General features: G+C 72.2%; 20 protein-coding genes. 8 read left to right on the forward strand and 12 right to left on the reverse strand.

The genetic code is table 11. From position 1 onward, the window contains the following. Positions 1 to 33 precede the first annotated feature (33 nt). Entirely contained in the window at positions 34 to 1,257 is a 1,224-nt protein-coding gene (locus DEJ04_RS07190; protein WP_111046671.1) for a PP2C family protein-serine/threonine phosphatase, read from the forward strand. Positions 1,258 to 1,620: 363 nt separating this feature from the next. Here the strand turns inward: DEJ04_RS07190 and DEJ04_RS07195 are convergent, their stop codons facing one another. Continuing rightward, the gene (locus tag DEJ04_RS07195) at positions 1,621 to 2,490 is read right to left on the reverse strand and encodes a phosphoribosylaminoimidazolesuccinocarboxamide synthase (RefSeq protein WP_111046672.1); all 870 of its coding nucleotides are present in this window, start codon (positions 2,488 to 2,490) and stop codon (positions 1,621 to 1,623) included. Beyond that, on the reverse strand, positions 2,487 to 3,755 hold the full coding sequence (gene purD / locus DEJ04_RS07200; protein ID WP_110864321.1) for a phosphoribosylamine--glycine ligase: 1,269 nt from the start codon (positions 3,753 to 3,755) through the stop codon (positions 2,487 to 2,489). The genes DEJ04_RS07195 and purD overlap by 4 nt, the downstream gene beginning before the upstream one ends. A 57-nt stretch (positions 3,756 to 3,812) precedes the next feature. Here purD and DEJ04_RS07205 point away from each other — a divergent pair, with 57 nt between their 5' ends. Next, positions 3,813 to 4,184 carry a sterol carrier family protein gene (locus DEJ04_RS07205; RefSeq protein ID WP_111046727.1) on the forward strand — a complete coding sequence of 124 codons (372 nt, stop codon included), beginning with the start codon at positions 3,813 to 3,815 and terminating at the stop codon, positions 4,182 to 4,184. 327 nt (positions 4,185 to 4,511) lie between these two features. On the opposite strand, the gene DEJ04_RS07210 is transcribed toward DEJ04_RS07205, so the two are convergent. Continuing rightward, positions 4,512 to 7,100, reverse strand: a complete 2,589-nt coding sequence (locus tag DEJ04_RS07210; RefSeq protein WP_146248669.1) for a LuxR C-terminal-related transcriptional regulator — start codon at positions 7,098 to 7,100, stop codon at positions 4,512 to 4,514. 108 nt (positions 7,101 to 7,208) lie between these two features. Between DEJ04_RS07210 and DEJ04_RS07215 the strand changes: the two genes are divergently transcribed. Further along, the gene (locus DEJ04_RS07215; RefSeq protein WP_110858851.1) at positions 7,209 to 7,610 is read left to right on the forward strand and encodes a hypothetical protein; all 402 of its coding nucleotides are present in this window, start codon (positions 7,209 to 7,211) and stop codon (positions 7,608 to 7,610) included. A gap of 145 nt (positions 7,611 to 7,755) precedes the next feature. Here DEJ04_RS07215 and purF read toward each other — a convergent pair whose 3' ends face one another. Next, positions 7,756 to 9,213, reverse strand: coding sequence for an amidophosphoribosyltransferase (gene purF / locus DEJ04_RS07220; RefSeq protein WP_027465037.1), 1,458 nt, complete (start codon positions 9,211 to 9,213; stop codon positions 7,756 to 7,758). 73 nt (positions 9,214 to 9,286) lie between these two features. Here purF and purM point away from each other — a divergent pair, with 73 nt between their 5' ends. Continuing rightward, the gene (gene purM, locus DEJ04_RS07225; RefSeq protein ID WP_110858852.1) at positions 9,287 to 10,402 is read left to right on the forward strand and encodes a phosphoribosylformylglycinamidine cyclo-ligase; all 1,116 of its coding nucleotides are present in this window, start codon (positions 9,287 to 9,289) and stop codon (positions 10,400 to 10,402) included. Positions 10,403 to 10,620: 218 nt separating this feature from the next. On the opposite strand, the gene DEJ04_RS07230 is transcribed toward purM, so the two are convergent. Further along, entirely contained in the window at positions 10,621 to 10,839 is a 219-nt protein-coding gene (locus DEJ04_RS07230; protein WP_017886249.1) for a DUF3073 domain-containing protein, read from the reverse strand. A gap of 158 nt (positions 10,840 to 10,997) precedes the next feature. On the opposite strand from DEJ04_RS07230, the gene DEJ04_RS07235 reads away from it, so the two are divergent. Continuing rightward, positions 10,998 to 12,143: an NAD(P)-binding domain-containing protein gene (locus DEJ04_RS07235; protein ID WP_111046674.1), complete on the forward strand. Its 1,146-nt coding sequence runs from the start codon at positions 10,998 to 11,000 to the stop codon at positions 12,141 to 12,143. A 127-nt stretch (positions 12,144 to 12,270) separates the two neighbouring features. On the opposite strand, the gene DEJ04_RS07240 is transcribed toward DEJ04_RS07235, so the two are convergent. The 4 genes from DEJ04_RS07240 to DEJ04_RS07255 all read right to left on the reverse strand — a co-directional run bounded on the left by DEJ04_RS07240 (position 12,271) and on the right by DEJ04_RS07255 (position 16,241). Next, complete coding sequence (locus DEJ04_RS07240; protein ID WP_027465040.1) at positions 12,271 to 12,711, reverse strand: DoxX family protein; 441 nt, start codon at positions 12,709 to 12,711, stop codon at positions 12,271 to 12,273. A 120-nt stretch (positions 12,712 to 12,831) separates the two neighbouring features. Then, complete coding sequence (locus DEJ04_RS07245) at positions 12,832 to 13,107, reverse strand: DUF3072 domain-containing protein (protein ID WP_017886246.1); 276 nt, start codon at positions 13,105 to 13,107, stop codon at positions 12,832 to 12,834. 114 nt (positions 13,108 to 13,221) lie between these two features. Next, positions 13,222 to 13,977 carry a hypothetical protein gene (locus DEJ04_RS07250; protein ID WP_111046675.1) on the reverse strand — a complete coding sequence of 252 codons (756 nt, stop codon included), beginning with the start codon at positions 13,975 to 13,977 and terminating at the stop codon, positions 13,222 to 13,224. Positions 13,978 to 13,988: 11 nt separating this feature from the next. Next, positions 13,989 to 16,241: an APC family permease gene (locus DEJ04_RS07255; RefSeq protein WP_111046676.1), complete on the reverse strand. Its 2,253-nt coding sequence runs from the start codon at positions 16,239 to 16,241 to the stop codon at positions 13,989 to 13,991. 130 nt (positions 16,242 to 16,371) lie between these two features. Here DEJ04_RS07255 and DEJ04_RS07260 point away from each other — a divergent pair, with 130 nt between their 5' ends. Further along, the gene (locus DEJ04_RS07260) at positions 16,372 to 16,824 is read left to right on the forward strand and encodes a MerR family transcriptional regulator (RefSeq protein WP_111046677.1); all 453 of its coding nucleotides are present in this window, start codon (positions 16,372 to 16,374) and stop codon (positions 16,822 to 16,824) included. Between the two features lie 138 nt (positions 16,825 to 16,962). Here the strand turns inward: DEJ04_RS07260 and DEJ04_RS07265 are convergent, their stop codons facing one another. The 3 genes from DEJ04_RS07265 to DEJ04_RS07275 all read right to left on the reverse strand — a co-directional run bounded on the left by DEJ04_RS07265 (position 16,963) and on the right by DEJ04_RS07275 (position 19,269). Then, the gene (locus DEJ04_RS07265; protein WP_071405831.1) at positions 16,963 to 17,544 is read right to left on the reverse strand and encodes a PadR family transcriptional regulator; all 582 of its coding nucleotides are present in this window, start codon (positions 17,542 to 17,544) and stop codon (positions 16,963 to 16,965) included. Next, positions 17,541 to 18,422, reverse strand: coding sequence for a DUF4097 family beta strand repeat-containing protein (locus DEJ04_RS07270; RefSeq protein WP_111046678.1), 882 nt, complete (start codon positions 18,420 to 18,422; stop codon positions 17,541 to 17,543). The genes DEJ04_RS07265 and DEJ04_RS07270 overlap by 4 nt, the downstream gene beginning before the upstream one ends. 157 nt (positions 18,423 to 18,579) lie before the next feature. Further along, positions 18,580 to 19,269 (reverse strand): YitT family protein, encoded by a 690-nt coding sequence (locus DEJ04_RS07275; protein ID WP_111046679.1) that lies wholly within the window; start codon positions 19,267 to 19,269, stop codon positions 18,580 to 18,582. A 61-nt stretch (positions 19,270 to 19,330) separates the two neighbouring features. On the opposite strand from DEJ04_RS07275, the gene DEJ04_RS07280 reads away from it, so the two are divergent. Both DEJ04_RS07280 and DEJ04_RS07285 read left to right on the forward strand, forming a co-directional pair. After that, a complete protein-coding gene (locus tag DEJ04_RS07280) occupies positions 19,331 to 20,782 on the forward strand; it encodes a PLP-dependent aminotransferase family protein (protein ID WP_258371332.1) in 1,452 nt (483 codons plus the stop codon). Positions 20,783 to 20,890: 108 nt separating this feature from the next. Next, the gene (locus DEJ04_RS07285; RefSeq protein ID WP_111046681.1) at positions 20,891 to 21,565 is read left to right on the forward strand and encodes a DUF6518 family protein; all 675 of its coding nucleotides are present in this window, start codon (positions 20,891 to 20,893) and stop codon (positions 21,563 to 21,565) included. The last annotated feature ends 2 nt before the right edge of the window (positions 21,566 to 21,567 follow it).

Below are 21,567 nucleotides of genomic sequence, written 5' to 3' on the forward strand. Positions count from 1 at the left end.
GGCCCTGTCCGTTCAGCGCGTTACCGTGGGAGCATGCAGCCGGAAACCGCGATGTCCGTGCCCGCGCCGACCGGGGCCGATGCCGTCCGGCGAGCGGCCCTGATCGCGGCGCTCGACGTGGTGGACGGTGGCGTCGAGGAACGGTTCGAACGGATCACCCGCATCGCGCGCGAGGCCCTCGGGGTCTCCGGCTCGTTCCTCAACCTGGCCGGCGAGACCACCCTGACCATCAAGTCGCAGCAGAGCGACGCAGCCTTCGGCCCGGTCATCCCGCTGCAGGACACCTTCTGCGGCCGGACCCTGGGCGAGCAGGGGCCCGTGGTCGTCCCGGATGCCCGGGTGGACGCCCGGTACGCGGACCTGCCGATGGTGCTCGGCGACCCGAACGTCCGGTTCTACGCCGGTGTCGGGCTCCGTGCCGGCGACGACGACCTGAAGATCGGCACCCTCTGCCTGATCGACCCCGAGCCGCGCACCCTCGACGCCGACGAGCTCGAACTGCTGCAGGAACTCGGCATCTGGGCAGAGCGCGAACTGCTCGCCGGAGCCGACGAGGACCGCCTGCGCACCGTGCTCAACGGCCTGCAGCCGGCCGAGGTGCAGGTTCCCGGCTACCGGATCACGGGGATGTCGATCCCGCACGGGCTCGTCTCCGGTGACTTCCACGACTGGCACCGCTCCGGCGAGGACTCGATCCACCTGACCGTGTCGGACGTCATGGGCAAGGGGATGTCCGCCGGGCTCCTCGCCGCGAACATCCGCGGAGGCCTGCTCGCCCGCGGCGACCAGGACCCGGGCACCGCCGTCGCCGAGCTCGAGGCGCAGGTCGCCCCCGAGCTCAGCCGTGCCGAGTCCTTCGCGACGATGTTCCACGGCCGGCTGACCCCGTCCACCGGGCGACTCGACTTTGCCGACGCCGGCCACGGGCTCGTGCTGCAGCTCCGCGACGACGGTGCCGAGCGGATCCTGCGGTCGTCGGACCTGCCGATCGGGCTGCACCCCGCCGGGATGCCCCGCGCCGCCGGGTCGCTCGTGCTCCGGCCCGGTGACGTGCTCATCGTCGTGACCGACGGCGCGCTCGAGCTCTGGGACTCCACACTCGCGTCGCTGTCCGAGCTGGGGTCGCTGTACCGGGAGTCCCCGGACGTCGAGACGTTCCTGCAGCGGGTGCGCGCACGTGTCGCCGAGCACGACCCGGGCGACGACCTGACCGTCGTCGTCGTGGCGCGCGACGCCGTCGAGGCGCTCGAGGCCTGACCGGTCGAGAACTGTCGGATGGTTCGTCGGCGGTCGCGCGGCGAGTCGTCGCCGGTCGAGTGGTCGTGACGTGTCGTGCGTGGGCCGCCGAGTGGTCGCGAACTGTCGGTTGGCGGGGCGTTGGCCGACGGTTCGTGACCGTTCGCCGGAGCTGAGCGGGGTGTCGTGACCGTTCGGCCGGCGACGGGCGTCACGCGGCGAGGGGTCGCGACGCGTCGTGCGTGGGCCGCCGAGTGGTCACGAACTGTCGGTTGGCGGGGCATTGGCCGACGGTTCGTGACCGCTCGCCGGACCTGAGCGGGGTGTCGTGACCGTCCGGGCCACGCCACGCCACGCGACACCACGCGCCGGCCTGGCGCAGCGTCAGGCGCCGAGGCGCTCGATCAGCTCGGCGTAGCGCGCAGCCGTGCGCTCGACGATCTCGTCCGGGAGCACCGGCGGCGTGCCCTGGCGGTCCCAGTGCGCGCTGAGCCAGTCCCGCACGATCTGCTTGTCGAACGAGTCGGTGCGGTCGGCGGAACGGGCGTCCCAGTAGCGGCTGGAGTCGCTCGTCAGGACCTCGTCGGCGATGCGGATCCGGCCGGTGGCGTCCTGCCCGAACTCGAACTTGGTGTCGGCGATGACGACGTCCCGCTCGAGGGCGATGGCCGCGGCCTCGGTGTAGACGTGCAGCGAGAGCTCGCGCAGGGTGGCCGCGGTCTCGGCACCGACCAGGTCGACGGTCCGCTCGTACGAGATGTTCTCGTCGTGCTCGCCCTGGGCCGCCTTGTACGCCGGCGTGTAGATCGGTTCCGGCAGGCGGTCACCGTTGGACAGGCCCGCGGGGAGCGCGACGCCGCACACGCTGCCGGTCTCCTGGTACTCGGCCCAGCCGCTGCCGACCAGGTACCCGCGCACGACGCACTCGACGGGGAACATCGTGAGCGGCATGACGTGCATCGACCGTGCCTCGACCTCGGCCGGCACGGGGGTGCCACCGGAGGACGGACCGATGATGTGGTTCGGGACGTCGCTCAGCTGGGTGAACCAGAACCGCGACAGGCGGGTCAGCAGCTCGCCCTTGCCCGGGATCGGCGGCTCGAGCGCGAAGTCGTACGCGCTGACCCGGTCCGAGGCGACGAGCAGCAGCTCGGACGCGCTCGCCAGGTCGGCGGTGCCCTCGGGCACGTAGAGCTCGCGGACCTTGCCGGACGAGACGTGCCGCCAGCCGGCGATCGGCGCGGGGGCGGTCACTTCGCAACCTTCGCGGCGATGTCGGTGCGGAACTGCGCGCCCTCGAGCGTGATGTCGCCGAGCCCGGCGTAGGCACGTTCACGGGCCTGGGCGAAGTCCGACCCGGTCGCGACGACGCTGAGCACCCGGCCACCCGTGGCGACGAGCGTGTCGTCGAGGACGCCGGTGGCGGCGTGCGCGACCGAGACGCCGTCGCGGGCGTTCGCGTCGTCGATGCCGGTGATCGGTCGACCGGTCTGCGGGTTCTCCGGGTAGCCCTCGCTCGCCAGGACGACGGTCACGGCGACCTCGTCGCGGAACACGGGCGCGGGCACGGCACCGAGCTGCCCAGTGGCGGCGGCCAGCAGGAGTTCGCTGAGCGGCGTGGCCAGGCGGGGGAGCACGACCTGCGTCTCCGGGTCACCGAAGCGCGCGTTGAACTCGATCACGCGGACGCCCTGCTCGGTGACGATGAGGCCGCAGTACAGGAGTCCGACGAACGGCGTGCCCTCGTGCTCGAGACGACGGACGGTCGGCAGCGCGACGAGCTCGGTGACCTCGTCGACGAAGGCCTGCTCGGACGGCCAGCGGTCGGCGAGCCACGGCAGCGGCGAGTACGCGCCCATGCCGCCCGTGTTCGGTCCGAGGTCTCCGTCGGCCAGGCGCTTGTAGTCCTGCGCCGGGCTGAGCGCGCGGACGTCGTGCCCGTCGCTCAGGAAGAACAACGAGACCTCTTCGCCGTCGAGGAACTCCTCGACCACGACGTGTCCGTGCTGGAGCCAGTAGGTGGCGTGGTCGATCGCAGCCTGGCGGTCATCGGTCACGAGCACGCCCTTGCCGGCGGCGAGCCCGTCGGCCTTGACCACGTACGGGGCGCCGAGCTCGTCGATCGCGGCGACGGCTTCGTCCGCCGTGCCGGCGTAGACCGGACGCCCGGTGGGCACACCGGCTTCGCCCATGATCCGCTTGGCGAACGCCTTCGAGCCCTCGAGCTGCGCGGCGGCCTTGCCCGGCCCGAACACCGGGATGCCGCGGGTGCGCACCGGGTCGGCCACGCCGGCGATGAGCGGGGCCTCGGGGCCCACGACGACGAGTTCGACGTCGTTCTCGATCGCGTACTCCGCGACGAGCGCACCGTTGGTGGGGTCGAGGGAGACGGTCTCGACGTCGGCGGCGATGCCGGCGTTGCCGGGCGCTGCCGTGATGACGTGACCCGCATGCTCAGCGAGGAGGGCCGTGATGATCGCGTGCTCGCGGGCACCGGAACCGAGGACGAGGATTCGCACCCGATCACCCTACCCAGCCCGACTCGCCGCCCGCGATGCGAGGGCTAGCCTGTGGAGATGCCACCCAGGAGGATCGAGGACGCCGACGGGCGCGCGGCACTGGCCGCCGTGCGTCGTGGAGAGACGGCCCGACCGGCCGTCGCGACCGCGGTGCGGTGGACGTTGCAGTGCCTGGCGGACGAGGTCCCGGGCAACAGCGTCGAGGTGCGGGTGCCGCCGTTCGCCGCCGTCCAGGCCGTGCCCGGACCCCGGCACACCCGTGGCACGCCGCCGAACGTGGTCGAGACCGACGCCACCACGTGGCTGGCACTCGCGTCCGGCGAGCTGCCCTGGGCCGAGGCGGTCGCGCAGTCGCGCGTCAGTGCCTCGGGCTCGCGCGCCGACCTGACGGCGTTCCTGCCGGTCCGGCTGCCCGCCCCCGGCGCCTGACCCTGCGAGCCGCCGGCACCGATCCGCCAGCACCGATCCGCGGCGGCGAAAGCGTCTGCGGAGAACTCCCACGCGAATTAGGTAGTGCCTACCGATGCGCCCGCATCGACCGGGTTCCTAAGCTTGAAGTCGCCGGGATTCGGACCCGACCCGAACGGGTCCGAACCCGGCGACAGGCACCAAGGTACGCGATGTTCCACACAACGTGTCAATCGTGGCGGCGCGTCGTGCTGCAATCCGCAACGTTCTTGCGTTCGCGACAGCCGACGCGGAACGCGGAGGCGGCCGTGCCGAGTGCGGAACCGGCCGTGCCGAGTACCGAGCAGCTCAGAGCAGCTCGCTGAGCTCCGACCGCGCGTGCAGGTCCCACTTCGCGAAGACACGCGACAGGTGCGCGTCGATCGTCCGCGTCGAGAGCCCGAGGGACTCCGCGATCCGCCGGTTGCTCAGCCCCTGCGCGGCGAGTTCGGCGACCTCGTACTCGCGCTTCGTCAGCGGCGGTTTCGAGTGTCCCGCGGTCACGGAGATGCCATGTGCCGCGAGCAGTCCCTGCGCCGCGATCACCCGCGTGCGGTCGCCGGCGCGCACGGCGTCGGCGTACTCGATCACCGCGGCCGCGAGCGGTCCGTCGACGCGGGTGGCGGCCTCGCGCATCCGCTCGAGCGAGCCGGTCGAGTCGCGTCCCTGCGCCATGCCGACCGCGTGGTGCAGGGCGTACCCGTACATCACGTGCGTCCACGAGCCGTTGGCCGTGCTGCGCTCGATGATCTCATCGGCGTGCTGCAGTCCGGCCGGGTTGCCGAGCACGGCCTCGGTCCAGGCGATCGACACGGCGACCTGCTCGCCGGTGATGCGCATCGCCCGCTGCGGGGTGGTCCGGGCACGTTCGAGCGCGCTGGCGGCTTCTTCCGGGCGTCCGCCGTAGGCGAGCGCCAGGGCCAGACGTGCCCAGGGGTAGGCCGCGAACCCGCCGTGGTCGGCGATGTCGTACCGCTCGCACGCCGCCGAGAACGCGGCGACGGCGTCGTCCCAGCGGCGCTGTGCGATCGCCAGGTTGCCCTGACCGATGAGCTCGAGCGTGAAGTCGTACTTCAGGTAGGGGCTGGACCGCCCCGCGGGCACCTCGATGATCAGGTCGTCCAGGTCGCCGCGCCACATCTGCACCTGGTGCAGGACGGAGGAGTTCTCACCGACGCTCCAGGGTGCTGCCTCGACGTGCGCCACCGCGGTGGCCAGGGCGCGGTGACCGAGCGCGGACGCGTCGTCGAGCCGGCCGGCGGTCGCCAACGCCATCACGGCGCAGGGGGCGACGGCGAGGAACGACATCGGCATCGTCGGGGCGTCCACGATGCCGCTGCGCTCGATCTCGGCCCGGACCTCGGCGAAGTCCCCGCCCCAGCCCTGGTGGGCCATCCGCAGCAGCCGCAGCCGTTCGACAGCCTCGTCGGACACGACCAGGCGCGTGGCGGCATCGGTCAGGGCGACCGCCGCCGTGACGTCGTCGTCGTGGAACTGGCGGATGTTCGCCAGGGTCTCGCACGCTTCGATGACGGCCTCGTCGGTGACGTCGCCGACGTGCCGCTTCGCCACGCCCCAGGCGGCTTCGGCGTCGGCGCGGCCGGCTTCTCGGCCGTCCGAGTACGAGTACGCCAGCGAGCGGAGGCAGTGCGCCGCGACCTGTTCGGTGGGGGTGAGCGTCGTGCGGAGCGCTGCCGAGGCCAGGGCGATCCCGCTCTCGTGCTCCTGCAGCCGCACGGCGACCTGCGCCGCGTCGAGCAGCTGGTCGACCGACGGCAGCACCCCGCACTCGAGCGACCACAGTGCGGCACGCAGGCGTGCGGCGGGCGGTGCGCCCTCGGGCCGGTCGGTGCGGAAGGCGTTGGCGCGCGCGAAGAGTGCCGTTCGCCGGGCCACCGGCACCAGGGTCCGGATGACCTCGCCGACGAGCGGGTGCGACGGCCGGACGACCGCGGCGCCGTCGTCGAGCGAGTCGATGCGGACCAGACCGAGCGCGACGACCCGGTCGACGTCCCCGCCGGTCACCAGGCCGAGCAGGCGCGCGAGCGGGATCGGGTCGGCGAGGGCGACGATGTCGACGACGTCGCGCAGGTCCTCCGGCAGCGACCCGAGCTCGGTGCGGTACATGTCGGCCAGGCTGTCCGACGCGGTCACCCGCCCGCGCCAGTACCACCCGGTCGCGGTGTGGTCGAGGGCGCCGGAGACCCGCGCCGCACGGACCACCTCGCGCAGGTACAGCGGGTTGCCGGCGGTGGCGCGGTGGACGCGCTCGGCCGAGGCGTTCTCGAGCGGCGAGCCCAGTGCCTCGGCCACGAGCGCCGCGGTCTCGTGCAGCGCCAGGGGCTGCAGGTCGATGCGCTCGAGCAGGTCGTCCTGCCACAGCGCGCGGAGCGGCTCGGGGAGGGCCGTGAAGTCACGGCAGGTCAGGACCAGCCGCGCGCCCTGCCGGCGGACCAGCCAGGCGACGTACCGCGCGGAGATCGCGTCGAGGTGGTCGGCGTCGTCGACGCGGAGCAGGACGTCGCGGTCGACGAGGTCCTCGATCGCCCGGAAGCGCTGCTCGGCGCCGGTGTCGTCGGACAGCTCCGAGATGGACGCCGGCAGCTCGCCGAAGCGCTCGGCGACGGCGCCGAAGGGCATCGACCGGCTCGCGGCGACCGCCGTGATCGGCACGACGACCGTGCGGCCGGTGCCGTCGCGACCGGCGACGCGGTCGGTGACCCGCGCCGCGGCGGTGCTCTTGCCGATGCCGGGGGCACCGACGAGCGCGACGCTCCACCGGTGCTCGGCGACGACGGCGACGGCGCGGTCCTCTTCCGCGCGCTGCGCGACGGGCCAGGCCACGCGGGCGGGGGCGGCCGGTCGGCGTCGGCGGGCGGGTGCGGTTCGTTCACGCATCCGACACACCTCCTCCGCTTGGGATACCGACCAGTAGCGTCCATCCTCTCCCGGATCGGTCGCCGCGCACAGGCCGCGGGACGTCCCACAGTGGGGGACAATGGACGGGTGAGCAACACCGATCAACCCGACGAGCAGCCGCTCCCCACGCCGGCACCGGCTCCCAGCGCGGTCGCCAGCCCCGACGAGGTCACCATCCGCCGTGCACCGAAGTTCGGCGTGTTCATCGTCGGCGGTGCCGTGCTCGGGTTCCTCGCGACCCTCGTCGTGGTCGCCCTCACCATGAACCTCGGCGGCCAGCGGGACCAGACCAGCTTCGGCAGCCTGGTCGGCTACTTCAGCCTGTGGGGCGTCACGATCGGCGCCTTCGTCGGCGCGGTCGTCGCCGTCGTGTTCGATCGGGTCTACGCCCGGCGGTCGGCCCGCCTGACGGCGGAGCGGGTCGAGGTCGAACTGCCGCCCGAGACGGTCGACGGTGAGCTCGACGACCACGGTGACCAGCGGCCGTAGCCGCTCCCGATCAACGGACTGGAGGCCCGGTGCCAGCTGGCACCGTCCCTCCAGGCACGGCCGTCACCCCGCTGGCGCGGTGCGCCGGTACCGGCTGGCGGGGCCCACCTCCCGTCCGTCTGGTGGTCGCGATCGCGACCCCCACTCAGCTGAGCTGGTTGGCCTCGACCCAGGACAGGTACTCCGGGCTCACGGTGCCCGTGACGTACTCGCCCGTGAAGCAGCTCATCTCGAGGTCGGTCACGTCCGAGCCCTCGATGATGGCGTCGCGCATGTCCCCGACCTCCTGGTAGATCAGGTGGTCGCTGCCGAGCACGCGGTTGATCTCCGGGATCTTCCGGTCGTGCGCGATGAGCTCCGCACGCGTCGGCATGTTGATGCCGTAGACGTGCGGGAACCGGACAGGAGGAGCGGCGCTCGTGAACGTGACCTCGTTCGCGCCCGCGGCCCGGGCCATCTCGACGATCTCGCGGCTCGTGGTGCCGCGGACGATCGAGTCGTCGACGATCAGGATGTTCTTGCCCTTGAACTCGGACGACATCGCGTTGAGCTTCTGGCGCACCGAACGCTTGCGCTCCGCCTGCCCCGGCATGATGAAGGTGCGGCCGACGTAGCGGTTCTTGTAGAAGCCCTCGCGGTACTCGATGCCGAGCTTCCGGGCGACCTGCATGGCCGCCGGACGGCTCGAGTCCGGGATCGGCATGACCACGTCGATGTCACCGGTCGGCGCGTACTGCTCGATGGTGTCGGCGAGGCGGTTGCCGAGGCGCAGACGCGCGTCGTAGACCGAGATGCCGTTCATCACCGAGTCGGGACGCGCCAGGTAGACGTACTCGAACGAGCACGGCACCAGGCGCGGGTTCTTCGCGCACTGGCGGGCGTGCATCTGGCCGTTCATCTCGATGAAGACGGCCTCGCCCGGAGCGATGTCGCGGACGATCTCGTAGCCGCCGGACTCGAGCACGAGCGACTCGCTCGCGACGACCCACTCCGGCTGCCCGGCCTCGTCGAACTTGTGGCCGAGGATCAGCGGGCGGATGCCGAACGGGTCGCGGAAGGCCAGCAGCCCGTGCCCGGCGATGGTCGCGATCGTGGCGTAGGAGCCCTCGACCCGCTCGTGCACGCGCTCGACCGCATCGAAGACCTGACCCGGGTCGAGGTTCGCGCCGCGGACCTGGCCCTGCAGCTCGTGCGCCAGCACGTTCACCAGGAGCTCGGTGTCGCTCGTCGTGTTCAGGTGACGACGGTCGATGTCGAACAGTTCACGCGTGAGTTCCCGCGTGTTGGTGAGGTTGCCGTTGTGGACGAGGACGATGCCGTACGGCGCGTTCACGTAGAACGGCTGGGCTTCTTCCTCGTTCGTCGCGGCGCCCTTGGTGGCGTAGCGGACGTGTCCGAGCCCCATGGTGCCGAGGAGGGCACGCATGTCGCGGGTGCGGAACGCCTCACGCACGTGGCCGCGGGTCTTGTGCATGTGGTGCACGTGACCCTCGACCGTGGCGATGCCCGTCGAGTCCTGCCCGCGGTGCTGCAGGAGGAGCAGTGCGTCGTAGATGGATTGGTTGGCGGGGCCCTGCGCAACAAGGCCGACGATGCCGCACATTCGCGGGTGTGCTCCAGACCGTAGAATCGGGGGGTACCGAACAAGTCTGCCATGTCACCGCGAAGGACTCCGCATGCCCAACCCGTACGCCGAAGCCGGAGTGGACACCGCTGCCGGTGACCTGGCCGTCGAACTGATGAAGTCCGCGGTCGCGGCCACCCACAACGCCTCGGTCCTCGGTGGCGTCGGCGGGTTCGCCGGGCTCTACGACGTCTCGTTCCTGAAGGACTTCTCACACCCGTTGCTCGCGACCTCGACCGACGGCGTCGGCACCAAGGTCGCCATCGCGCAGGCGATCGACAAGCACGACACCATCGGGCAGGACCTGGTCGGCATGGTCGTCGACGACATCGTCGTGGTGGGCGCGAAGCCGCTGTTCATGACCGACTACATCGCGTGCGGCCGAGTGGTGCCGGGCCGGATCGCCGACATCGTCGCCGGCATCGCCCGCGGCTGCTCGGAGACCGGCACCGCCCTGGTCGGTGGCGAGACCGCCGAGCACCCGGGGCTGCTCGGCCCGGACGACTACGACGTGGCCGGCGCGGCGACGGGTGTCGTCGAGGCCGACGCGCAGCTCGGAGCACACCTGGTGCAGGACGGCGACGTGGTCCTGGCGATCGAGTCGTCGGGCCTGCACTCCAACGGGTACTCCCTCGTGCGGCACATCCTGGCGTCGCGGGGCGTCGGCTTCACAGACCAGCTGCCCGAGCTGAGCGGCGTCGGGTTCGGCGGCGCGGTCTCCGTCGGCGAAGCCCTGCTCGAGCCGACCCGGCTGTACACCGCCCCGCTCCTGGCACTGCTCGAGCAGCACCCGGGCGCGGTGCACTCGCTCTCGCACGTGACCGGGGGTGGCATCGCCGCGAACCTGGCGCGTGTGCTGCCCGTCGGCTCCTGGGTCGAGGTCGACCGTTCCACCTGGCAGCCGCTCCCGGTGTTCCGGGTCCTGGCCGACATGGCCGGCACCCCGATCGAGGACACCGAGGGCACCTGGAACCTGGGCATCGGCATGTTCGCCGTCGTCTCGGCCGGGGCTGCTGCCGAGGTCATCGCCTCGCTCGGTGCCGCCGGCATGCCCACGTGGCCCGTGGGCACGATCGCCACGTCCGCACGGGACCTGACCGGGTTCGAGCAGGGCGCCAAGGGTGTCGACGGCGGCGCGGTCCGGCTCGTCGGGAGCTACGCGGGCTGACCCGCCGGGTGGCGTGCTGCCGCCGCGGCGTTCTGCCTGCGGTGAGTGGTCACGAACCGTCGTTCGGCGGGCCTGCAACCGACGGGTTGTGACCGCTCGGCGGCGTGCACGCGGTGAGTCGTGACCACTCCAGCCCGGGATCCAGCGCGCCGACGGGTGTCCGGGCACGCGGAAACGCCGCGCTGCCCGAGGGCTGCGCGGCGTCACTGCGAGAGAGGTCAGGCGGACTTGTTCTGGTCTGCCTGGGTCTCGAACTCGTCTTCGTCTTCCGCCGGTTCCGGACCGTACTGGTCCGCCCAACGGTCGACGTAGTTCTCGTCGGAGTGTTGTCCGGCGGAGAGCTCCTGCTCGAGCGCACCGTAGTTCGTCTGCGGGCTGAAGTACTTCAGCTCACGGGCGACCTTGGTGTGCTTCGCCTTCTGACGGCCGCGCCCCATGCGTGACCCCCTCGTTCGGCTCTGGTCCGGTCCTGGCGAATGACGGAAGATCACTCGGGGAACCAGACGGTTCGTGGTTTGAAATCTGCCGATCACTCTACCATGTACCTCGATCTGGACGTCGCGCGACGGCTGGCCCGCACAGCAGAATCGAAGTGATGACGGAACCCCTCGAGACCCCGGTCGACCAGCACGCCCGCGTGGTGGTGATCGGTGCGGGGCAGGCGGGGCTCTCGGTGGGATACCACCTGCGTCGCCTCGGGCTCGTCCCCGGCAGCGACCTGGTGATCCTCGACCGTGCGCCGAGCACCGGTGGGGCGTGGCAGTTCCGGTGGGCGGCCCTGCGGCTCGGGGCGGCACACCGGGTGCACGACCTGCCCGGCATGCGCGCGATGGGCCTGGAGTTCGACGACGCCGACCGGTCACGGCCCGCGCGGGACGTCGTCGGCGAGTACTACCGGCGGTTCGAGCAGCACTACGACCTGCGGGTGCGGCGCCCGGTCACGGTGACGTCCGTCTCGCGAATCGGCGGCGGCGACGGCGTGGCGGGCGACGCCCCGGCGGACGGCGACCTGTGCGTCACGACCCGGAGCGCCGACGGCACCGTCACGCGCATCCGTGCCGAGGTCGTGGTGAACGCATCCGGTACGTGGGGCACCCCGTTCGTGCCGTGGTACCCGGGGCGCGATGTGTTCCGCGGACGCCAGGTCGACACGACCGAGTACCGCAGCGCCTCTGAGTTCGCCCGCCAGGACGTCGTGGTGGTGGGCGGTGGGACGAGCGCGATCGGGTTCCTGCTCGAACTCGACGGCGTCGCCCGTTCGACGCGGTGGTTCACCCGGCGCCCGATGGTCTGGGCCGGGACGGCGTCGCTCGACGTCGAGTCCGCCGTGGCCGCCGTCGACGAACAGGACCGTGCTGCCCGCGCCGGCGAGGTCCTGCCGAGCATCGTCAGCGGCACCGGTGTCCCGGTGTCGCGACGGATCCGCGCCGGCATCGACCGCGGTGTGCTGCGCGACGAGCCGATGTTCACCCGGATGGACGAGACCGGGGTGGTGCGGGCAGACGGCACCCACGTACACGCCGACGCGGTGATCTGGGCGACGGGGTTCCGGGCCGACCTGCGGCACCTCGCGCCGCTGCACCTGCGGACCACGGCGGGCGGGGTGGTGGTCGAGGACGGCCGGTCGGCCGAGGAGCCGCGGTTGTTCCTGGCCGGCTACGGTCCCCAGGCGTCGACCATCGGGGCGAACCGGGCTGGACGGCGCATCGCCCGCCAGGTCATCGACGCACTGGCGGGCTGAACAGCCGCGCGGCCCCTCGCACGGTGCGAGGGGCCGCGCGAACGGTGCGAGGTTCCGTTCCCGGTGCGGGCCTCGTGAGCTCTCACCGGGAACGGAACCTCGCACCAGACGAAACCGGGACGCGCGCTCAGGCGGGCAGGGGCTCCTCGACGCCACGACGACGGCGCGACGACTTGAGCACCAGTGCGTCGAGCGAGAACCGCCCGGGTCCGGTCAGTGCGACAGCGAGCGACGCCACCGCGAGGACGAGCACGTACTCGAACCCGCCGTCCTGCGAGTAGAAGCCGGCGGTGCCGTGGGCCAGGAACCCGGCGACGACCATGTCGACGGCCAGCAGCACGCCGACGACGCGGGTCGCGACGCCGAGCACGAGCAGGATGCCGCCGACGAGCTCGAGGCCGGCGACGAGGGGTGCTGCGACCTCGGCGAGGGGGACGCCCATGCCCGAGAAGCCCTGCACCACGTTGGGGATGCCCTGGGCGAACTTCTGGGCGCCGTGGGCGATGAACACCACCCCGAGGACGATGCGGAGCGCGGTCAGGCCGATGGAGGTCGATGTCGTTCGCATGGCCACGAAGGTAGCCGGTGACGCGTCATCGATCGTCCTCGAACAGGGGACTGACCGCGCTTCGCCAGAACATGCCCAGAGCATGCCCAGACAGCGGTCCGCCGAAGGGCGGACTGCTTCTCAGGAATCGGCGCCGCGGCCGGTCTGCTGCTGGAGGCGGTCGATGTGCTCCGACGCCTGCGCCTTGGTGAGGTCGGCGGGGAGCTCCTCGCCGGCTTCACGGGCCAGGGTGTCGAGGTAGCTGCGCTGCGGTCCGGTCATCGGCTCGTCGCCGGTGACCCACTGCTCGGGGTCCTTGCTCGCGTCGGTGGAGGGGTCGGGTCGGGGGCCGCCGAGGGTCTCGCCCTGGATCGGTGCGTCCGGGGTCTGCTGCTGGTCGCGGTCTGCGTCACTCATGTCCGCGACGGTACGCCGCACCCCCGTCACGACACGCAGCAGCGGCGTCCCCCGAAGCGGCCAGCGGCACAGCGGCACAGCGCGCATGACGGCACGCGTCCGCACCGAAGCGGCTCAGACCTCGGTCGCCGCGTACCGCACCAGGTCGGCCCCGACGGCACTCGTGGCGATCGGCACGACGCGGTCGTCCCGCCGGATCCAGATGGTCGCCGCACGCTCGTCGATCCGGTCGACCTCGTGCAGCTCGCCGTCGAGCAGCACCGACGCCGTGACCCGGACGTGCCCGCTCGCCGGACGTGGCGGCAACCCGACGACGTCGTCGCCGTACGCCGGGTGCTCGCCGGGCTGCAGGAACGGGGACACCGGGGCCGTGACGACCTCGAGTCCCTCGTCGACCGCGGTCACCGCCACCAGGCGGACGGCCTGGTCGGTCGGCAGCGGCACGTCGACGACGGGCGCGGCGGTGGGGCCGGCCAGTGCGCGGAAGGCGGGGCGACCGTCGGGGGCGAGGTGGGCCTCCAGGCCGTCGATCCGGACGCGACCGCGCCCACGGGAGTCGGCGTAGACGCCGGGCTCGATGCCGGACTGCCGCGCCTCGAGCCGGGTGAGGACGACGCGGTCCGGGCGGTACCAGTCGCGGAGCGCGGCGGGGTCCACCCAGCCGACGCTCGGGACGCCGCGGGAGAGCGCGGCGGACTCGTCGGCGGCGCGCTCGTCGCGCGCGCCGAGGGGGTGCTCGCCGCGCACGGCGACGAGTCCTTCGAGCGGGCTGCCGGCCGGCGGTTCGTGGTCGAGCACCTCGACGCGCTTCGAGACCTTGCCGCCGTGTCCGTCGAACGTGGCGAACGTCCGCAGGTCACTGATCGTCATGGGGCCACATGCTACGACTCGTCGGCTCCCCGTCGCGGCGGGGAGGGCACGAGGGCGTGGATCTCGCCCGTGCAGAGCGCGGGGTCGACGCCCTCGGCGGGGCCGGCCGGACGGGTCGCGCGGCGCGGCTGGATGCTGTTGCGCTCGGCGGAGCGGAGCAGGCGGTCCGAAGCCGAAGCCGAAGCCGAGGCCGCGGCCTCGGCCGACGAACCGGGCTGCACGGGGCGGCGGAGCGGGGGCCGGACGGGCTCGCCACGGCGCTCCTGGCCGGGCAGCGGGCGGGAACGGCGGCCGTAGAGCAGCTCGGACGAGTCGAGCAGCCACGGCACCAGGGCCACGGTGACGCCGTGCACGAGCAGCAGCTTCTTGCGGATGCGGCGGCCGCGGTGGTTGTGGAGCAGACCCTCCCACCAGTGCCCGACGATGAAGATCGGGGTGTAGACGGTGACGACCTCGGAGCCGTGCTCGTTCCGGTGCGCCTTGATGTACTTGATCAGGGGCATCGAGATGTCGCGGTACGGGCTCGGCACGATCGTCAGCGGCACCTGGATGCCGTACTCCGCCCACTGGTCGCGCAGGCGCTGGGACTCGGCGTCGTCGATCGCGACGTGCACCGCCTCGATGCTCGCGTGCTCGGCGGCGACGGCGTAGTCGAGCGCCTTGAGCACGGGCTTCTGCAGCTTGTTCACCAGGACGATGGCGTGGTCCCCGGTGGCGCCGAACTTCGTCTCGACGTCGGCCTCGATCTCGTGCGAGACGTCGCGGTAGTAGCGGTTCACGCCGAGCATGAGCACGTACAGCACCGGCATGATCAGGAAGACCAGCCAGGCGCCGTGGGTGAACTTCGTGATCGTGACGATGACGAGCACCACGAGGGTGAAGGTCGCACCGATCGCGTTGATCGTCCGGGAACGGACGACCTGCCCGCGGTTCACGGGTGGCTCGCCGTCTGCGGCGGGCGCCCCGTCCCGGTCCCGATCGGCTCGCAGCAGTCGTGTCCAGTGCACGACCATGCCCGTCTGTCCGAGCGTGAACGACACGAAGACACCGATGATGTAGAGCTGGATGAGGCTCGTGACGTTCGCCCGGTAGACCACGAGCAGCGCCGCGGCGACGAGGGCCAGGACGATGACGCCGTTCGAGTAGATGAGCCGGTCGCCGCGGGTCGAGAGTGCCTTCGGGGCGTACGAGTCGCGCGCCAGGATCGAGCCGAGCAGCGGGAACCCGTTGAAGGCCGTGTTCGCGGCGAGGAGCAGGACCGCCGCCGTGGTCGCCTGGATCACGAAGAACAGCACGGAGTTGTTGCCGAACGTCGCGGCCGCGATCTGCGCGATGAGCGAGCGCTGCGGCGTGGTGGCACAGTTCGCGAAGCCCTGCAGGTCGCAGGCGCGCTCGGCGTAGTGCACGTGCGACACGAGCGCCAGGGTGATGAGCCCGATGAAGAGGACGATCGCGATGCCGCCCATCGCGACCAGGGTGGCCTGCGCGTTCTTGATCTTCGGCCGGCGGAACGCCTGCACGCCGTTCGCGATGGCCTCCACGCCGGTCAGCGCCGAGCAGCCCGAGGCGAACGCGCGGAGGAGCAGCAGGATGAACGCCGCCTGCGTGGTGTGCTCGACGTTCTGCACGGTGTACGCCGCGGACTCGGCGACCGGGGCGTTGCCGGCGGCGACGCGGACGAGACCGGTGACGACCATCACGAAGACGCTCGCGACGAACAGGTAGGTCGGGATCGCGAAGGCCTTGCTCGACTCCCGCACACCCCGCAGGTTGGCGGCGGCGAGCAGCACGACGAACAGCAGGGCGAGCTCGACGCGGAAGTGGTCGAGCATCGGGAGCGCCGAGATGATGTTGTCGACACCGGAGGCGACCGACACGGCCACCGTCATCACGTAGTCGACGAGCAGTGCACTCGCGACGACCAGCCCGGCCTTCTCACCGAGGTTCCGGTGCGCCACCTCGTAGTCGCCACCACCCGACGGGTACGCCTTGATGAGCTGCCGGTACGAGGCGACGACGACCACGAGCAGCAGCACGACGAGTGCGGCGACCCACGGCGCGAACGTCAGGAAGGCCATGCCGCCGAGCAGCAGGATCATCAGCAGTTCCTGCGGCGCGTACGCGACAGAGGACAGCGGGTCACTCGCGAAGATCGGCAGGGCCAGGTGCTTCGGGAGGAGCTGTCCTTCGAGCTTCTCAGAGGGGAGGGGATCCCCGATCAGTCGTGCTTTCAACGACCGGATCTCGTTCGTCACGAGCGGCAAACCTACTCAGTTCCGGGCGCGAGTCAACACGGTTCGCCTGCCGCACATTCCCGGTCGGCTGCGGGCGCGCCACCCTGGGTGTCGCACACCCCTTGCGGTTGACGCAGCGTCAAGCATTACAGTCGCCAGCATGAGCGCATCGACAGGCCCGGGTGATGCAGCTGCGAAAGCTCCCCACGCCATCACCGAGGTGGCGCGTTCCGCCGGTGTCTCGAGTCGGACCCTTCGGCACTACGAGGCCGTCGGGCTGCTGCCGGCCACCGCCGTCGGCGCCGGTGGGCTGCGGCGCTACGACGACCGCGCGCTCGTCCGGCTGCAGCGCATCCTGCTGTTGCGCGGGCTCGGACTCGGGCTGCCGGAGATCGCGCGACGGCTCGACGAGGAAGGTGACGACGTCGCGGCGCTCACAGTGCACCTGACGTGGCTCGAGCACGAACGGGACCGGCTGGCCCGGCAGCTGGCCGCGGTCCGCACCACCGTGTCGCGCGTCGAGCACGGGGAGGAGCTGACGGCAGGCGAGGCGTTCGCCGGCTTCCCGCCGACGCGGCTGCCGGACTCCGATCCGCCGGGTGCAGGGCGCTGAGGAATCAGGTTCCGGACACCACACCGCGCATCTGCATGGTGCTGTGTCCGGAACCTGGTTCCGGGGGTGACGTCGCGCGACACGGTGCGGACGACGGCCGGGAGGCCCTGGTCGCCACCGCCTGTCGGCCGCGAGCCGTCAGAGCGACTTGCGCAGGGCCTCCAGACCGTCACGCAGACGCGTCACGGTGTCCGCACCGAGCGTGCCGCGGGTTGCTCGACGGCGCAGGTCCGCACGCACCTGCTGCCGGAACGACGACAGGGCCATCTCGAGCTCGCGCAGGGCGCGGGCGCTGTCCGACGGGACGGACACAGGCTCCTCGGCGGAACCCGTCGCCGGGCTCTCGGCGGCGGCGGCCAGGTCGGCACGGAGCGAGCGCATGGCCTCGCCGACCGAGGCGCGCACGCCGTCGGCCAACGACTTCACCGAGTCGCTCACGCCGGACTCGACCGTGGCGATCTCGTCGGCACGTGCCGCGAGCTCGGCACGGCCGGCGTCCGTGATCGCGTAGACGGTCTTGCGGCCGTCGGCGGTCTTCGTGACCAGGCCGTCGTCCTCGAGCTTCGCGAGCCGGGGGTAGACGGTGCCGGCGCTCGGCACGTACGTGCCGCCGAAGCGGTCGCCGAGCGCCTGGATGAGCTCGTAGCCGTGCATCGGGTGGTCGGCCAGCAGGACGAGCAGGTAGAGGCGCAGGTGGCCGTGGGCGAAGACGGGGCTCATTCGGGCACCTCGCTCTCGTTCGTCGGGGTGGTCGGGGTGGTCGGCGACGTGGTCGGGGTCGTCGGGGGCGCCGGCTCGGCGACCGGCGGGGCGTGCAGCACCGCGATGTCGCCGGAGACGGAGTTCACCCGCAGGTCGAGCCACTGGCCGGACAGCTCGCCGCCCTGCTTGACGTACGAACCGCGCACGCCGCGGATCTCGGCGTCGTCGAACTGCAGCTTGCCGGTCGCGGTGTTCACCGTGCACTTGTAGGCGACGCCGTCCGCCAGGCGGACGCTCACCGACCCGGACACCGTGTTGACGCGGGCGGACTCGGGGACACCGTGCAGGTCGAGCACGACGTCGGCCGAGACGCCGTCGGCCTGGAACCGCGGGATCTCGCCGGTGGCCACGACGTCGCCGGAGACGGTGTGCACCGCGAGCGCGCCGTCGAGGTCGCGGATCGTGGTGGCGCCCGAGACGGCGTTGACCGTGACGTCACCCGCGACGCCGTCGACGACCAGGTCGCCGGACACCGTGTTGAGCGTGGCACCACGGTTCGTGCCGGACAGCAGCGCACCGGCCGAGACGACACCGAGCGTGATGCCGGCGTCGCGGGGGACCAGGATGCTGACGTCGGCGTGGGCCTTGCCGCGGAAGGACTTCAGGAACCCGATGGGGTCGTCCCACCGGACCTGGGGGTGGTCGACGGTGAGGGTGTCGCCGTCGACCTCGATGAGCATCTGCTTGCCGGACACGCTGTGGATCTCGACCCGGGCGGTGGGTTCGTCGTGTGCGACGACGTCCACCTGCCCGCCGACGAGGCCGACACGCACGGTGCGCACGATGCCGGTGTCGATGACCTTGGGCTCGTCGACGAGCCACTTCTCCTGCGCCATGTTGCCTCCTGGAACTCGCGATGTATCGCGTCTGTGCAGGTCACGCTATATCGCGTTCCGCACGGCCGCAAGGGGTCGCACGCGATCGCCGGGTCGATCGCCGGACGATCGTGAGCAGGAACGGTCGGGTCGGGGCCGTGGACCCGACCATTCCTGCTCACGAAGCGGGTGTGGCGGGGGTGGGGCGGGCCTCCAGGGTGGGTGTGACGGCGGGTGCTGTGACGCCGGGCGCTGCGGCCGTGCGCTCGGGGCTCCACGGGAACCGGCGGAAGTGCGGCATGAGCGGTTGGACCATCGGGCCGATCGCGAACGCCGCGATGACGGTGCCCGCGCCGACGTCCCCGCCGAGGATCCACCCGACGATCACGACGGTGACCTCGACCAGGGTCCGGGCGAGCCAGATCGGCCAGCCGAGCCGCTGGTGCAACCCGACCATCAGGCCGTCACGCGCCCCGGTGCCGAACCCGGCACCGATGTAGAACGCCGTCGCGACCGCGAGCAGCACGAGTCCCGCGGCGAACAGCGCGATCCGGGCGACGATCCCCGACGGCTCCGGCACCAGCCAGAGCACCAGGTCGGCACTCGGCCCGATCGCCAGGGCGTTCAGCAGCGTCCCGATGCCCGGCTTCTGTCGCAGCGGGATCCACAGCAGCAGGATGACGCCGCTCGACACCACCGTGATGACGCCGAACGACCACGGCACGACGTTCTCGAGCCCCTGGGTCAGCACCGTCCACGAGCTCACGCCGACTACCGCTCGGACCTGCAGTGCGGTCGAGGCGCCGTACAGGAACAGTCCGACGAAGAGCTGGACGAAGCGCAGGGTGAGGGCGGTGCGGCGGGACATGTGGCCATCGTCCCGACAGATTGGCCTGCTGGTCGAGAGCCAATCACGCTACCGTGGACCCGTGCCCCCTGTCCTGATCAGTGCCCGCGCCGCCGCCCACCTGCTGACCGACTGGCGCGCGGGGACCGACGCCCCGGCCTACGAGGCGCTCGCCGATGCCCTCCGGGTCCTCGTCATCGACGGACGGGTCGCCCAGGGCGTCCGGCTGCCGGCCGAGCGGGGACTGGCCGCAGCCCTCGGCGTCTCGCGCACCACCGTCGCGAACGCGTACGCCCGGCTGCGCTCCGACGGGTTCCTGGTGTCCGTCCGTGGCTCCGGCAGCGTGGTCCACCTGCCCCGTGACCTGGTCGGGCGGCCCGACCCCGAACGCCTGGGCGGAGTCGTCGAGGGGGACCTGCTCGACCTGCGCAAGGCGGCCCTGCACGCGGCCCCCGGCATCGACGAGGCGGTCGAGCGGGCGGTCCGGCACGTGCCCGCGGCGCTCGCCGGCATCGGCTACGACACCGTCGGCGACCCCGGCCTGCGCGCCGCGATCGCCGCGCGCTACACCGAGCGCGGACTGCCGACGGAGCCCGCCCAGGTCATCGTCACCCTCGGCGCGCAGCACGCGATCGCCCTGCTCGCGCGCGTGCTCGTCCGCCGTGGCGACGCCGTGCTCGTCGAGTCCCCGACCTACCCGCACGCGCACGAGGCCTTCCGCGAGGCCGGAGGCCGCCTGGTCGGCGTCCCCGTCGACGCGCGGACGGGGTGGGACGCCGCCGCGCTCGAGACGACGCTGCGTCGCACCGCGCCCTCCGTCGCGTACGTCATGCCCGAGCTCCACAACCCGACCGGTGCGACCATGTCCGCATCGACCCGCCGGCTCCTGCTGTCGGTCGCGTCCTCGGTCGGCACGATCGTGATCGCCGACGAGACGATGGGGGAGCTCCGGATCGACGGGGAGCCGTCGCCGCCGTTGGCGGCGGCGGACCCGTCGGGGTCGTCGGTCGTGATGATCGGTTCCGCCGCCAAGGTCTTCTGGGGCGGCCTGCGGATCGGCTGGATCCGTGCCGACCCGGCGCTGCTGCAGCGGCTGCTGCTCGCCCGCCCCACGGGCGACCTCGGCACCCCCGTGCTCGACCAGCTGGTCGTGCGCGAGCTGGTCCCGCGCACGGCGGCCTTCCTGGAGGCGCGACGTGCGTCCCTGCGCGAAGGTCGCGACGCGGTCGTGGGGGCGCTCCGGGCGCGGCTCCCGGAGTGGGACGTCCCGGCGCCGGCGGGCGGGTTGACGACGTGGGTGGGGCTCGGCCGACCGGTGTCGAGCGCGCTCGTGCTCGCCGCGCGGGCCGAGGGTGTGGTGCTGGCCTCGGGCGGGGTGTTCGGGCCGGACGGCGGGTTCGAGCGGTTCCTGCGGGTGCCGTTCACGATGGCCCCGGCGGATCGGGGGCGGTTGGTGGACGTGCTGTCGCGGTCGTGGGAACGGGTGGGCGGCGAGACGAGCGGGGTGCGGGGGTCGTTGGCGGCGGTGGTCTGAGCGGTGCGTCGTCCGGGGCTCGGTGTCATCCTCTGGGGTGAGGTCGGGTCGGGGGTTCTCGCTCCTCGGGGTGATGCGGCTCCGGCGGGGTCCGGCGAGGCTGGTGCCATGAACGCGACCCTGTCCGCCGGAACCCGCTCCGCTGTGCCGACGTCCGTCGAGCCGCCCGCGGCGGTCCCCGCCGTGGTGCGGGTCACCATCGCGCTCAGCGGGGCGTTCCTGGCGGGCGTCCTGACCTCGTTCGGGCAGGCCGTGCCCGCACTCGCCTCCGTGTCGAACTCGGCCGGACCGTGGTTCCTCGTCGCCGCGCTGCTGTGCCTGGTCGCCGGAGCACGAGGGGGCCGGGTCGCCCTGCCGCTGGCGATGGTGCTCGGCGTCGTGCTCCTCGAGCTCATGCACGTCGGGTACTGGGCCACGACGGTCCTGCGCGGGTTCCCCGACGTGCTGTCGATCACGAACCCCTGGGTGCTGCTCGGGGTGCCGGCCGGGCTGCTGGCCGGAGCGGTCGCCGTGGCGGTGCGGTCCCGCGACGCCCGGTGGCGCGCGGGGGCGTTCGGTGTGACGGCCGCGGTGCTCGTCGGCGAGGGGATCCGCGGGCTGCTGCAGGTCGCCGCGACGACGGGACACGTCACCTGGGCCGTCGAGATCATCGTCGGCGTGGTGCTGCTCGGCATCGGGGTCCTCGGCACCCGCTCACCCGTCGGGCGCGTGGTGGCGCTCGGCACCGGGGTGGTCGGCACGGTGGCGGTGCTCGGGGCGTACCTGTTGCTGGGCGGGTTCTGATC

It is taken from the genome of Curtobacterium sp. MCLR17_044 (assembly GCF_003234435.1).
In the GTDB taxonomy this organism is placed as follows: Bacteria; Actinomycetota; Actinomycetes; order Actinomycetales; family Microbacteriaceae; genus Curtobacterium; species Curtobacterium flaccumfaciens.

What these genes read in the sequence shown, in the direction of transcription:
- DEJ04_RS07235 (WP_111046674.1), top strand. Translation starts at nt 10,998, where the DNA reads ATGACGGAACCCCTCGAGACCCCGGTCGACCAGCACGCCCGCGTGGTG.
- DEJ04_RS07230 (WP_017886249.1), bottom strand. Translation starts at nt 10,839, where the DNA reads ATGGGGCGCGGCCGTCAGAAGGCGAAGCACACCAAGGTCGCCCGTGAG.
- DEJ04_RS07285 (WP_111046681.1), top strand. Translation starts at nt 20,891, where the DNA reads ATGAACGCGACCCTGTCCGCCGGAACCCGCTCCGCTGTGCCGACGTCC.
- DEJ04_RS07190 (WP_111046671.1), top strand. Translation starts at nt 34, where the DNA reads ATGCAGCCGGAAACCGCGATGTCCGTGCCCGCGCCGACCGGGGCCGAT.
- DEJ04_RS07265 (WP_071405831.1), bottom strand. Translation starts at nt 17,544, where the DNA reads ATGAGCCCCGTCTTCGCCCACGGCCACCTGCGCCTCTACCTGCTCGTC.
- DEJ04_RS07275 (WP_111046679.1), bottom strand. Translation starts at nt 19,269, where the DNA reads ATGTCCCGCCGCACCGCCCTCACCCTGCGCTTCGTCCAGCTCTTCGTC.
- DEJ04_RS07210 (WP_146248669.1), bottom strand. Translation starts at nt 7,100, where the DNA reads ATGCGTGAACGAACCGCACCCGCCCGCCGACGCCGACCGGCCGCCCCC.
- DEJ04_RS07250 (WP_111046675.1), bottom strand. Translation starts at nt 13,977, where the DNA reads ATGACGATCAGTGACCTGCGGACGTTCGCCACGTTCGACGGACACGGC.
- DEJ04_RS07270 (WP_111046678.1), bottom strand. Translation starts at nt 18,422, where the DNA reads ATGGCGCAGGAGAAGTGGCTCGTCGACGAGCCCAAGGTCATCGACACC.
- DEJ04_RS07205 (WP_111046727.1), top strand. Translation starts at nt 3,813, where the DNA reads ATGCCACCCAGGAGGATCGAGGACGCCGACGGGCGCGCGGCACTGGCC.
- purF (WP_027465037.1), bottom strand. Translation starts at nt 9,213, where the DNA reads ATGTGCGGCATCGTCGGCCTTGTTGCGCAGGGCCCCGCCAACCAATCC.
- DEJ04_RS07260 (WP_111046677.1), top strand. Translation starts at nt 16,372, where the DNA reads ATGAGCGCATCGACAGGCCCGGGTGATGCAGCTGCGAAAGCTCCCCAC.
- purM (WP_110858852.1), top strand. Translation starts at nt 9,287, where the DNA reads ATGCCCAACCCGTACGCCGAAGCCGGAGTGGACACCGCTGCCGGTGAC.
- DEJ04_RS07245 (WP_017886246.1), bottom strand. Translation starts at nt 13,107, where the DNA reads ATGAGTGACGCAGACCGCGACCAGCAGCAGACCCCGGACGCACCGATC.
- DEJ04_RS07240 (WP_027465040.1), bottom strand. Translation starts at nt 12,711, where the DNA reads ATGCGAACGACATCGACCTCCATCGGCCTGACCGCGCTCCGCATCGTC.